Annotated in this window: 9 protein-coding genes and 1 pseudogene; 8 read left to right on the top strand and 2 right to left on the bottom strand. The window is 46.0% G+C overall.

Translation table 11 applies throughout. The features are described 5' to 3' along the window. Positions 1-360: pseudogene (locus MHN02_RS20655) on the bottom strand (glucose-6-phosphate dehydrogenase); the annotation flags it as partial. Positions 361-644: 284 nt separating this feature from the next. Between MHN02_RS20655 and MHN02_RS20650 the strand changes: the two are divergent. Beyond that, positions 645-1,496, top strand: a complete 852-nt coding sequence (locus MHN02_RS20650) for a MurR/RpiR family transcriptional regulator (RefSeq protein WP_239247861.1) — start codon at positions 645-647, stop codon at positions 1,494-1,496. Between the two features lie 453 nt (positions 1,497-1,949). Then, positions 1,950-3,386: a pyruvate kinase gene (gene pyk, locus MHN02_RS20645; protein WP_015067459.1), complete on the top strand. Its 1,437-nt coding sequence runs from the start codon at positions 1,950-1,952 to the stop codon at positions 3,384-3,386. On the opposite strand, the gene MHN02_RS20640 is transcribed toward pyk, so the two are convergent. Beyond that, entirely contained in the window at positions 3,318-4,865 is a 1,548-nt protein-coding gene (locus tag MHN02_RS20640; RefSeq protein ID WP_015067460.1) for an amidohydrolase, read from the bottom strand. The two genes, pyk and MHN02_RS20640, sit on opposite strands and share 69 nt — an antisense overlap. A 205-nt stretch (positions 4,866-5,070) precedes the next feature. On the opposite strand from MHN02_RS20640, the gene MHN02_RS20635 reads away from it, so the two are divergent. From MHN02_RS20635 to MHN02_RS20610, 6 genes are all read left to right on the top strand, one after another. Beyond that, positions 5,071-6,084 carry an AraC family transcriptional regulator gene (locus tag MHN02_RS20635; protein ID WP_008305465.1) on the top strand — a complete coding sequence of 338 codons (1,014 nt, stop codon included), beginning with the start codon at positions 5,071-5,073 and terminating at the stop codon, positions 6,082-6,084. Positions 6,085-6,272: 188 nt separating this feature from the next. Next, positions 6,273-8,054, top strand: a complete 1,782-nt coding sequence (locus MHN02_RS20630) for an acyl-CoA dehydrogenase (RefSeq protein WP_239247859.1) — start codon at positions 6,273-6,275, stop codon at positions 8,052-8,054. 20 nt (positions 8,055-8,074) lie between these two features. Further along, complete coding sequence (locus MHN02_RS20625; RefSeq protein WP_008305469.1) at positions 8,075-8,824, top strand: electron transfer flavoprotein subunit beta/FixA family protein; 750 nt, start codon at positions 8,075-8,077, stop codon at positions 8,822-8,824. Next, positions 8,824-9,765 (top strand): FAD-binding protein, encoded by a 942-nt coding sequence (locus MHN02_RS20620; RefSeq protein WP_008305470.1) that lies wholly within the window; start codon positions 8,824-8,826, stop codon positions 9,763-9,765. The genes MHN02_RS20625 and MHN02_RS20620 overlap by 1 nt, the downstream gene beginning before the upstream one ends. Before the next feature lie 25 nt (positions 9,766-9,790). Beyond that, positions 9,791-11,446, top strand: a complete 1,656-nt coding sequence (locus MHN02_RS20615) for an electron transfer flavoprotein-ubiquinone oxidoreductase (RefSeq protein WP_008305471.1) — start codon at positions 9,791-9,793, stop codon at positions 11,444-11,446. 177 nt (positions 11,447-11,623) lie between these two features. Beyond that, complete coding sequence (locus MHN02_RS20610; protein ID WP_008305473.1) at positions 11,624-12,235, top strand: SLC13 family permease; 612 nt, start codon at positions 11,624-11,626, stop codon at positions 12,233-12,235. The last annotated feature ends 219 nt before the right edge of the window (positions 12,236-12,454 follow it).

The raw sequence follows: 12,454 nt of genomic DNA, 5'->3' as shown, positions 1-12,454 counted from the left end.
AGGCGGTGTAGCTAAGTAACACACCATGGTGCGAGTTGGGTCAACGTGGTCGTCTAAAACGCAGTAACTTTCCACATCTTTCATGTCTACGCATGCGTAATGCAAACGCGCTTTCATGCGTTCCCAAGTTTCTTCACATAAGTTCTTTTCACCAAACTTAATAAGGTTGGCGTGAACTTCTTCAATATATGCTTCAAGCTCCATTTCCTGACGCGCCACACCAACAATAGTAGTGTCTGGGTGCATCAAGTTAGCTTTTTCTAACTGATATAAAGAAGGCAATAACTTGCGTCGTGAAAGATCTCCCAGCGTACCAAAAAGTACAAAATCACAGGGCTCGTAGGAATTATCCAGTACCATATTCGTCGACCTTATAAATGTATATGCTCGCAGCGTATTATAAAATTGTTTACAACACTAACGACTATTTTTACCGTATAGTTAACACCAAATGTAGTAAAATTACAACTTGAACCAACCATAGGATCCGAATCTTTACCATTTCCCTCAGTTTACCCTTATTTACCCTGTGAAAAACAACAAAATTTGTCAAAAAATTACATTTTTCTTGTCACAGACGTCACATTGGGTACTATTACGGGTGTACCTTACAATAAATTGTGCTAACTAACTGCTATATCTGTATGAACATTTTAGAAAAAATCACACAAAATCAAGCGGCATTCAGTAAATCTGAGAAAAAAGTGGCTGAAGTCATTTTGGCTAATCCACAAACAGCCATTCATTCGAGTATAGCAACCCTAGCTAAGATGTCGGATGTTAGTGAACCTACTGTTAACCGATTCTGTCGAAGGCTCGATACGAAAGGCTTTCCAGACTTTAAACTCCATTTAGCGCAAAGTTTGGCGAATGGCACGCCCTACGTTAACCGACACGTTGATGAAAATGACAGTCCGGATGAATACACGAATAAGATTTTTGAGTCGACTATGGCCTCGCTTGAAGTTGCCCGTCAGTCAGTCAACGTCAATGTTGTTAATCGTGTAGTCGACCTGCTGACTCAGGCTCAGAAAATTTCGTTTTTCGGATTGGGCGCTTCAGCATCTGTTGCTCACGATGCGCTGAATAAGTTCTTTCGATTCAACGTTCCCGTTGTGTACTTTGAAGACATCCTCATGCAACGCATGAGTTGTATGAATTGTTCAGACGGCGATGTTGTTGTTTTGATAAGTCATACCGGACGAACAAAAAGCTTAGTTGAGATTGCCCAAATTGCACGCATGAACGATGCAACCGTGGTAGGCATTACTTCTGCAGATAGCCCACTGGCTCAAGAATGTAGCTATGTATTATCACTTGAAGTACCAGAAGATACCGACATGTACATGCCTATGGCATCTCGTATTGCGCAGTTAACCTTGATTGATGTACTTGCAACAGGCTTTACGCTGCGCCGAGGCAATAAGTTTAGAGAGAATTTAAAGCGGGTTAAAGACACATTGCGCGGCTCGCGCTTTGAGAAGCGAAACGACTAAACTACTAATAATTCAATCGAGCGGTAAATTAGTCCTCAATGCGGCCTCAATGAGCCATCCGCAAAGTGCACTTTGGCACTGCTCAAAAAGCCACTGACGATGTGTAGCAACACACCGGTTTATTCGGTCAATTTGCTATATCGTTAATGGCGTCCTACCCTACTTAACAGCGTCTTTTTATTTCTACACTACGTGAATTAAATACGTGAATTAAAAATGTGATTGGAGAATAAGATTTGCTCTTTGCTTTCGCGTTGTAAATTTTGTTCAGAATTCAAAAAAACACCGCAACTGGTCGAGCCAGTTGGCAGTTTTTCTTTCTTTCATTCACATTTTTGTCAAATTAAACTACTATTCTGTAATAAAATTACGTAAAGCGATTACAGGTAGCGGGGATCACCCGATACCAATCACTCTTTGTCATTTCTAACTTAGAAACAGCGACGGAATCTCATGACTAGAAGAACAAAAATTCTTGCCACACTTGGTCCTTCAACAGACACCCTAGAAAAAATTCAAGCGTTAATCGCGGCAGGTGCAAACACTGTGCGAATGAATTTCTCTCACGGTCAGGCTGAGGATCATATTGAACGAGCAAAGCGCGTTCGCCAGGCAGCGCAAAACCTTGGAAAATACGTCGCCATTTTGGGCGATCTTCAAGGCCCTAAAATTCGCGTAGCCCGCTTTTCAGAAGGTCCTGTTCAACTAGCGGTGGGTGCAACCTTTATTCTTGACGCAGAACTAGGTAGAGATGAAGGCAACGCCGAGCAAGTGGGCATTGATTATAAAGCCCTACCCGACGATGTATCTGCTGGCGATATTTTGCTTCTAGACGATGGACGCATTCAGCTTAAAGTGACCGGTGTTGAAGGGCGTAAAGTTATTACTGAAGTAACCGTTGGTGGCAAACTTTCCAACAACAAAGGAATTAACCGCCAAGGTGGTGGTCTGTCTGCTGATGCCTTAACTGAGAAAGACAAAGAAGACATTAAGACGGCGGCTAAAATTGGCGTTGACTACCTTGCGGTATCTTTCCCGCGCAGTGGCGCAGATCTGAACTACGCGCGAGAGCTTGCTGAAGCAGCAGGTTGCTATGCAAAAATTTGCGCCAAAGTTGAACGCGCTGAGACTGTAGCAAGTGATGAAGCGATGGACGACATCATCAGAGCGTCAGATGCGGTAATGGTTGCCCGTGGCGATCTTGGTGTTGAAATTGGTGATGCAGAGCTTGTGGGTGTGCAGAAAAAGCTGATTTCTCGCTCTCGCCAGTTAAACAAAGTGGTGATCACTGCAACGCAAATGATGGAGTCGATGATTGACAGCCCGATGCCTACTCGTGCAGAGGTCATGGACGTAGCCAATGCGGTACTAGACGGTACTGACGCGGTAATGTTATCGGCTGAAACTGCTGCAGGTAACTACCCTATTGAGACCGTTGCAGCTATGGCTCGAGTTTGTGAAGGTGCAGAAACCCACCCAAGTGTTAAGCTTTCAAAACACCGCATGGACGAACAATTCTCTTCAACAAGTGAATCTATTGCCCTATCAGCTGTTTATGCCGCTAACCACTTACCAAGCGTAAAAGCCATTGTCGGTTTAACAGAAAGCGGCAGCACGCCAACACTTATGTCTCGCATTACAACTTCATTGCCAATAATTGCCATGTCACGTCACGAGTCTACACTAAATACGATGGCGCTTTGTCGTGGTGTTAAGCCAGTTTTCTTCGACTCATCTAACAGTGAACCAGGCCGTTTGAAATACGACGTTATTGCATCGTTAAAAGAAAAAGGGCTAGTCAAAAGTGGTGACAGCATCATCTTAACTTACGGTGATGAAATGGAAAAAGTGGGTGCAACCAATACATTGAAAATTGTTGACGTAGAGTAAGCGCCAAGCTTGTTGAATACTCATAGCCTGTTCGGGATACCAACCAGCGACGGGTTGATTATTGCGGTCTTGGCGAGTAACTGCGGCATGTAAGCCGTAGAATGGATTGGCCAACTCAACCGGAAAGTCTGAACCTAGTGGCATTGGAATACCACTGTTCAATAATGTTTTCCATGCATAGGCACCTTCCATCCGAGCTTTACCCAAGCGATCTTCCGCCATATTCATGTCGCTGGTGGCATGAGTAGGTTGCATCGACGGCAATACTTTCAACTCGGCAAAGCGAGGCAAATCTTCAACCGCAATGATTTGCGCGTGTTCAATTCGGTTACGCAGGGCTTGGCCACCCAGTAGCTCAAAGGTACGCTCAAATTCATCAAGTACTAACTGATTGGCTTTATCCCCAATGGCATGAAAGTTCAACTGGAAACCCGCGCCTAACACTTGCTGTACTACTTTGGGAAAATCTTCAGGTTGCGTTAGTAATAACCCATGCTGATGAGGTGCATCTGAATATGGCTTGATTAACGCAGCACCTCGGCTACCCAATGCTCCGTCGCCATAAGCTTTTACGCTGCGCACATGTAAAAAGTCGTCTTGGCTGCGAATAATGCCAACATCTAGCATCTCTGGTAGCAGCGGATCTGTCGCACTTAGCATGGCATAAACACGCACGGGCAGTTCACCCTGAGCGGCTCGCGCCAAGTAAAAGTCGTAGACATGATGGCCAATACCCGCATCGTGCATGGCGGTTATGCCAACCGAATGCAAATGCTCGCCTGCAGCGTTGAGTTGTGCTGCATAGAGTGACGCTGAATCTTTTGGCATTATCGCTGACACTAAATCCATGGCATGGTCAATCAACACACCTGTTGCCTTGCCATCAGCATCGCGCAAAATTTGGCCTCCAGCGGGGTCAGGCGTACTGTCATTGATACCCGCCATCTGTAACGCTTTACTATTCACCCAAGCGGCATGGCCATCGACTCGCGTCAACCAGACGGGTTTATTTTTCAGTTTAGCATCGAGTACAGCGGCTGTTGGGAATGAGCGATCACTCCATAACTCCTGATTCCATCCGCGGCCTTTTATCCACTCTTGGTCAGCATGCATCATGGCATAGTCAGCTACCCATTGGGCTGCCTGTTGCATTGAGGAACTCTCGCGTAAATCGACTTCCATTAAGTTACCGCCCAAACCGAGCAAATGCCCGTGAGCATCAATCAACCCCGGCAGTAATACTTTATTGTTGCCGTCAATCACTGTTGCATCAGCTGGCATTTCGGTGGGATTAAGTTGCACTACTTTACCTTCATCAAACACTATTGTGTTGAAGGTTACCATTTCACCCTGCGGGTTTAGCGTATACCCAGTCACGTTGGTCACTACTGTAGACGCATAGCCGGCGAAGCTTGCAGACATTGAAACAGCGAGCGTGGTAGCTAATCCAGAAAGTAATCTCGTCAGTCTTTTTTGCATGATATTTTCTCGTCGTCGTTATTACTCATGTTTCTGAGTATCGGTGTTTGAATACACATACTACGCCATTTTCTTGGTCCAATTACACTACTTTTCCAAGTAGAGGAGCTGTCACACCCGCACTAAAGCCACCCAAGTTGTACTTGCTAATCGGCTACCGCTCTCGCAAAATAGCATCAATTTCGAATGACTCATTGAGCTAGGTATGTCGCTTCACTACAGTCACAGTGTTTCTGTGCACTTTGCCAATGCGGTGTTAGACGCAGCGCGCCAACTCGGTTTGAATTTGGAGCCGATTCTACAAAGTGCTCGACTTAACCAGCCTCTGCTCGACAATCCGCAAAGTCGTATAACCTCTCAACAATTTAGTCAACTTATGCGCTCGGTATGGGAGCAAAGTGACGATGAATTTTTAGGCTTAACCACGCAGCCCAGTAAGTATGGCGTGTTCCGTTTATTCGCCGATGGGGCGATTCAAGAGCAAAATTTACATCGGGTTTATAAACACCTGTGCCGTTTTTACAGTTTGGTTAACCAGTCAATTTCACTGTCATTGTATATAAGTAAAGGACAGGTTGAATTGCGCATGCGTCAAGTCCAACCTGAAATCGACCGTAACTTACTGTTTCGAGATTTCTTTTTGCTGCTTTGGCACCGTTTTCCGGGTTGGTTAATTGGTAAAAGTATTCCTCTGCAACAAGTTAAGATGCGTGGTGCAGAACCCGCTCATGCCGCCGAGTATCGTTTTATGTTTCCCTGCCCCATCACCTACGGCCATGACTACGATGCCTTCGTTTTTAGTGAAGAAGAACTAGTAAACCCTGTCACCCAGCGCGCGGAGAACCTGCGCGAACACTTCAAGCAAGCCCCACTCAACTGGTTTACACGTCAAGAATTCACACCAGTTTATACCCGCCGAGTGATGGATTATTTGGCCGAGTACCGCGAGCACGAAGCTAGCATGCAAGATATTGCTGATAGCGTGAATGTGTCTGAACGCACGCTACGTCGGAAATTGACCGAAGAAGGTACCAGCTTTCAAGAAATCAAAGATAAATTACGCAAAAATATGGCGATTTATTACCTCAGCCAACCCGATATTCCGATTTCCACCATTACGAATAAATTAGGTTTTTCTGAACCAGCAGCCTTCACGCGCGCCTTTAAACAATGGACTGGACAGACGCCTACCTTATATCGCGAGAACACACTTATCTAGCACCAAAACATCAGCCCAAACTAATATAAATGCAGATTGAGATAGTTTGATGAAGTGAGCAAACGAGTGTCCGAATATGTCAAGCAATAGACTTTTTTGGTAATTGAACAAATTAAGCGCAAATTGCAGACTAGTGCCTATACTATTTGGATAATCCAACAACGTTAATCACTAGGATAGGTTCTGAAATGAGTCAATATCAACCCCCTGTACTTGATGCTAAATTTGTACTTGACCAGTTAATCGGTTTCGATGGTTTGTGTGAAAAACTTCAATTAGAAGATATTAATATTGACCTAGCAGATGCGGTCTTAGAAGAAGCCGGTAAACTGAGCTCAGAAGTATTTGCTCCGTTGAACTGGGACACCGACCAAAATCCTGCGCAGTGGGCTGATAATGCCGTCACTGAATCTCCTGGATTAAAAGAAGCCTATCAACAGTTTGTGGATAACGGTTGGTCTACATTAACAGCACCAGAAGAGTTTGGTGGACAAAATCTTCCTCAGGTTTTAGGCACTGCAGTCAGCGAAATGTGGCAAGCATCAAATATGGCGTTTGCACTTTGCCCGTTATTGAGCATCGGCTCTGTAGAGGCATTACTTGCTCATGGTAGCGACGAACTAAAAGCCCTTTACCTACCCCGCTTAATCGCTGGTGAGTGGACTGGCACCATGAACCTGACCGAGCCAGGCGCTGGTTCAGATCTCGCGGCAGTATCAACAACTGCAACACCAGATGGCGATCACTATCGCATTAAAGGCCAGAAAATTTTCATCACTTGGGGCGATCACCAAATGACCCCCAATATTGTGCATTTGGTACTTGCACGCTTACCCGACGCACCTCCGGGCGTAAAAGGTATTTCACTGTTCATCGTACCTAAGTTCGTACTCGACGAAAACGGCGAACCAGGCGAACGCAACGATGTATACCCCATCTCAATTGAACACAAGCTCGGTATCCACGGCTCGCCAACGTGTACTATGGCATTTGGTGATAACGAGGGCGCGATTGGTTATTTAGTTGGCGAACCGCACAAAGGCTTGCCGTATATGTTCACCATGATGAATCACGCCCGCCAAGGCGTAGGTGTACAAGGTTTGGGTATTTCAGACCGCGCTTACCAACAAGCGGTGCAGTATGCACGTGAGCGAGTTCAAGGTAAAAACAGAGATGGTAGTAAAAAGCCTATCATCGAGTACCCTGACGTTCGCCGTATGCTATTAACCATGCGTTCTGGGGTTGAAGCGATGCGCGCTTTAGCGCTAGAAGCGTCTGCCGCGCTAGACTTTGCTCACGCCGACAATAACAGTAAAGAAAAATACGCGCGTCTTGAACTGTTTACACCTATTGTAAAGGGTTGGATGACGGAGTTTGGACAAGAGCTCACTTCGCTTAACATACAAGTTCATGGCGGTATGGGTTATGTTGAAGAAACAGGTGCAGCGCAGCATTTCCGCGATGCACGTATCTTACCTATTTATGAAGGCACAACGGCGATTCAGGCGCTCGACCTTATTGGTCGTAAAGTATTAATGGACGGTGGTGTAGCACTGGAAAGTCTATTAAACGACATGACGGCTACCGCCACTGAATTGAGCGCTTCTAGCAACGCCGACGCGCAAGCCTTTGGTGCAGCATTCGCCCAAGCCGTGGACAAAGCGCGTGCGGCAAAAGAATGGCTACTGACTAACGCACCGAGCGAAAAAGAGTTATCACAAGCAGTTTGTTTCGATATGCTAATGGCAATGGGCTATTTGTGTGGTGGTTGGATGCAAGGCCGTACCTTACTCGCCGTTATCGCCTTAACTGACGCGAACGACGACGTGTACGGTGAAGAGTTCCTTGCTAAGAAGCGTATTTCAGCGATGTACTACAGCCAGTGCTTGTTGCCACGTGCACTACATCATTTTGGTGTAATGGTACAAAACCCCCAAGCACTGTATGAATTTGCTGTTGATCAATTTTAATTAGAATTAGAAGGTTTACTATGAAAATCCTTGTTCCGGTAAAACGGGTTATCGATTACAACGTAAAAGTACGTATTAAACAGGACGGCTCAGACGTCGATTTGAGCAACACCAAAATGTCTATCAACCCGTTTTGTGAAATAGCGGTTGAAGAAGCACTACGCCTAAGAGAAGCGGGCACAGCAAGTGAAGTTATCGCTGTTTGTATTGGTCCCAAAATCGTTAAAGAGCAGATCCTAGCTGCCCTTGCGATGGGTGCTGACCGTGCCATTCGTATTGATGTAGAAGAGCAACCAGAGCCATTAGTTATTGCCCGTTTACTAGCGAAAGTAGCCGAGCAAGAAGACGCGGGCCTGATCATGATGGGTAAGCAAGCTATCGACAGCGACAACAACCAAGTGGGTCAAATGCTTGCAGGTATTATGGGTCGCCCACAAGGAACTTTTGCCTCAGTGGTTAAAATTGAAGGTGACGAAGCGCTAGTTACACGCGAAGTCGACGGTGGTCTACAAACTGTAGCTCTGAAGCTTCCCGCTATCGTGACGGCTGACCTACGTTTGAATGAACCGCGTTTTACCAAACTACCTGATATCATGAAAGCGAAACGCAAACCTATCGCAGAGACAACTGCCGCAGATTTAGGTGTTGAAGTTACGTCAACGCAACAACAACTTTCTGTTGCTGCTCCTGCTACACGTCAGGCAGGTATCAAAGTTGCGTCGGTAGACGAGCTAGTCGATAAACTGAAAAATGAAGCGAAGGTGATTTAATGAAAACCTTAGTAATTGCATCACACAATAACGCCACACTCAGCCCTGTTACCTTAGCAGCCGTGTCGGCAGCACTTAAAATTGGTGCCTCTTTTGATATTTTTGTGGCCGGTAAAGGGTGTGCAGCCGTTGCCGAAGAAGCGGCAAAAGTCGATGGCGTTAGCGCAGTACTGGTTGCTGACCACGATGCACTAGCGTATCAAGGTGCAGAAAACCTAGCAGCAACATTACAAGCTAATGCAGAAGGCTACAGCCACATTGTTGCACCGGCGACGAGTGTAATGAAAGATGCACTGCCACGCCTAGCCGCACTACTCGGCGTAGGTCAAATTTCAGATATTACCGGTGTTAATGGTGAAGCTGAATTCGTGCGCCCCATTTACGCGGGTAATGCCATTGCAACCGTTACTTCTAGCGATGCTGTGAAAGTTATCACTGTGCGTACATCTGCTTTTGATGCTGCGCCAACAGGAGCTGGCACTGGCGCTATCACTGCGGTAGATAATGCTGTTGACTGTGGCTTGTCGCGTGTAGTTAGCGAAGAAATTGCCCAAAGTGAACGCCCTGAACTCGCTTCTGCAAGTATTGTAGTTTCGGGTGGCCGCGGTGTAGGTAGTGAAGAGAATTTCGCACTTATCGAAAAACTAGCAGACCGTTTGAATGCAGCCCTCGGTGCATCGCGTGCAGCAGTTGACGCAGGCTTTATTGGTAACGACCACCAAGTTGGTCAAACCGGTAAAATTGTTGCACCTGACTTGTATGTAGCGGTAGGTATCTCTGGTGCCATTCAGCATTTAGCAGGTATGCAAGGCTCTAAAGTTATCGTAGCGATTAACAAAGATCCAGACGCACCAATTTACGAAGTGGCGGACTACGGTTTAGTCGGTGATTTACACGACCTAGTACCGGAATTAGAAGCCAAATTAGCTAGCGTACTTTAAATTAAGTGCCATAAAGAGGAACGTCATGGATACTCCAGAACGCGAATCCATCGAATTTGATGTTGTTATTGTTGGCGCTGGCCCTTCTGGCCTGTCGGCAGCTTGTCAGATTAAGAAGCAAGCTGCTGAACAAGGCAAAGAAGTCAACGTCTGTGTGCTTGAGAAGGGCGCTGAAGTAGGTGCTCACATTTTCTCTGGCGCAGTCATTGAAACCAAAGCATTGGACGAACTCTTCCCTACTTGGAAAGAAGACGGCTTTGCCCTAGGTCAGCCTGTAGCTAAAGACGAAGTGTATTTACTTCGCGACGAGTCTAGAGCCACTGAGTTACCTCATTGGGCGGTGCCACCTTCAATGCACAATGACAACAATTACATTGTGAGTGTGGCGAATTTATGTCGCTGGCTCGCAGAGCAAGCAGAAGAGCTTGGGGTAGAAATATTCCCTGGTTTCACTGCCGCTGATGTGATTTTCGACGACAATGGTAAAGTGTGTGGAGTAGCCACAGGCGACATGGGCGTAGGCGCAGATGGCGAACCAGGCCCAGGCTATACCCCTGGTATGGATATCCTTGCTAAGTACACTATTCTTGGTGAAGGCTGCCGTGGTCACATTGGTAAAGGCATTATCAAGAAGTTCGCGCTTGATTCTGACGCTGATCCTCAACATTACGGCATTGGCTTTAAAGAAATCTGGCAAGTGCCTGAGTCGCAACACAAACCGGGGTTGGTTGTGCATGGTTCAGGTTGGCCACTAAGTAAAGGCATGGGTGGCGGATTCTTCCTCTATCACGCCGAAAATCAGCAAGTATTCGTTGGGTTAATCATTGACTTGAATTATGCCAATCCGCATATCAGCCCGTTCGATGAGTTCCAACGCCTTAAGCATCATCCGATTATTGCTGAAACACTCAGCGGTGGCGAACGTATCACCTATGGTGCGCGTGCAATTACCAAAGGTGGGTTGAATGCACTACCCAAGCTGAGTTTCCCCGGTGGTATGTTGGTTGGCTGTGACGCTGGTACACTAAATTTTAGTAAAATCAAAGGCGTTCACACTGCGATGAAGTCAGGCATGATTGCCGCTGATGCGATCCTTGAAGCGCTCGGTACCGATGCTGAAGAAAAGGGTACAACCAATTTCCAACAACTATTCGAACAGAGCTGGGCGTATCAAGAGTTATATAACTCGCGTAACTTCGGTCCTGCCTTGCATAAGTTTGGCCCTATCGTTGGTGGCGGCTACAACTGGATGGAGCAGAAGATTTTTGGTGGTAAGCCACTGTTAAAACTACGCGATTCGAAAGAAGACTACGCGTGTATGGAACCGGCTAGTGCGCACATTAAAATCGACTACCCGAAACCAGACGGTAAACTTAGCTTCGATAAACTTTCTTCGGTTTATATTTCAAATACCTACCACGAAGAAGATCAGCCGTGTCATCTGAAATTAACCGATACGTCTATCCCTATTAAGCAGAACTTGCCTCGCTTCGATGAACCCGCGCAACGTTACTGCCCGGCAGGCGTTTATGAGGTGGTGGAAAGCGACGGTGAAATGCAGTTCCAAATTAATGGACAAAACTGCATTCACTGTAAAACCTGTGACATAAAAGACCCAGCACAGAACATTACATGGCGTCCACCCGAGGGTGGTGGTGGTCCAACGTACCCCAATACCTAAAAAAATTTATCTAAGTAATATAAAGCCAGCTAGAATAGTGTTTGACGATTGTAGAACACTCTTTTAACTGGCTTTTTCATTTTACGAAAGGTTTTCTTTCAGCCTCTTATCGTCATCTGGTTGTTTTGAACGTTCACTTTCGTTCTATCTTCCGAATTTACGCAAGGAGCTATCATCATGTTCACGTTATCTGAGCAATATCACGCAAATTTCGTGTTTGCACTGATTGCCGCCGCGGCGTTACTCATGGCGAGTAACCGTGTGCGTTACGACATGATTGCAATATGTGTGGTTTTGGCCCTAATACTGACCAACATACTGCCCGTTAACGCAGCATTGGCAGGCTTTGGCAATTCAGTTGTCATTCTCATTGCCGGCTTACTCGTGGTTGGCGAGATGCTAGACAGAACCGGTGTAGCGAGATTTGTCGGTAATTGGATCAGCCAAAATAGTAGTAGCTCAACGACCAAAATGCTGATTATGCTGATGTTAGCGAGCGCCATACTTAGCGCCGTAATGAGTTCGACCGCCGTTGTTGCTATCTTTATTCCTATTGTGCTGCGCATTGCTAAATATTCCAACAATAGCCCAAGTAAACTGCTCCTTCCCATGTCCTACGCGGCTTTGGTTAGTGGTATGTTGACCTTAATTGCTACTCCACCAAACTTAGTGGTAAGTGCGGGTTTAAAGAGTCAAGGTTTTGAACCACTCAGCTTTTTTTCTTTCACGTTACCTGGCTTAATTGTGCTAGCCGGTTTGGTGTTATACATGGTCAGCTACGGAGTTTAAGACAAATTAACGCTATTTACTATCCTCTGTGACAGCTGGCTTTAAGGCTTGTTTCATGCGATTTAGGTCCAAAAACAGGAAGCAATTACGAAGTAAGTGTAGTCAAGATAAGAAAATAGGCTGATCATTGGGACTGAAAAATTCTCTCGATATGTGCAACATGATGCCTCAACACATGAGTGTTCAAGCTATATTGGCGGTGGAGCCCTTAAGCGCCAA

This window comes from Alteromonas sp. CNT1-28 (genome assembly GCF_022348345.1).
Taxonomy (GTDB): domain Bacteria; phylum Pseudomonadota; class Gammaproteobacteria; order Enterobacterales; family Alteromonadaceae; genus Alteromonas; species Alteromonas macleodii.
The sequence above is the reverse complement of the archived record's forward strand: the minus strand, read 5'-3'. Positions and strand labels throughout refer to the sequence as shown.

Bases quoted from the DNA above. Each gene is read 5' to 3' on its own strand.
- MHN02_RS20620 (WP_008305470.1), top strand. From the start codon at position 8,824: ATGAAAACCTTAGTAATTGCATCACACAATAACGCCACACTCAGCCCT.
- MHN02_RS20635 (WP_008305465.1), top strand. From the start codon at position 5,071: ATGTCGCTTCACTACAGTCACAGTGTTTCTGTGCACTTTGCCAATGCG.
- MHN02_RS20625 (WP_008305469.1), top strand. From the start codon at position 8,075: ATGAAAATCCTTGTTCCGGTAAAACGGGTTATCGATTACAACGTAAAA.
- pyk (WP_015067459.1), top strand. From the start codon at position 1,950: ATGACTAGAAGAACAAAAATTCTTGCCACACTTGGTCCTTCAACAGAC.
- MHN02_RS20640 (WP_015067460.1), bottom strand. From the start codon at position 4,865: ATGCAAAAAAGACTGACGAGATTACTTTCTGGATTAGCTACCACGCTC.
- MHN02_RS20610 (WP_008305473.1), top strand. From the start codon at position 11,624: ATGTTCACGTTATCTGAGCAATATCACGCAAATTTCGTGTTTGCACTG.
- MHN02_RS20630 (WP_239247859.1), top strand. From the start codon at position 6,273: ATGAGTCAATATCAACCCCCTGTACTTGATGCTAAATTTGTACTTGAC.
- MHN02_RS20615 (WP_008305471.1), top strand. From the start codon at position 9,791: ATGGATACTCCAGAACGCGAATCCATCGAATTTGATGTTGTTATTGTT.
- MHN02_RS20650 (WP_239247861.1), top strand. From the start codon at position 645: ATGAACATTTTAGAAAAAATCACACAAAATCAAGCGGCATTCAGTAAA.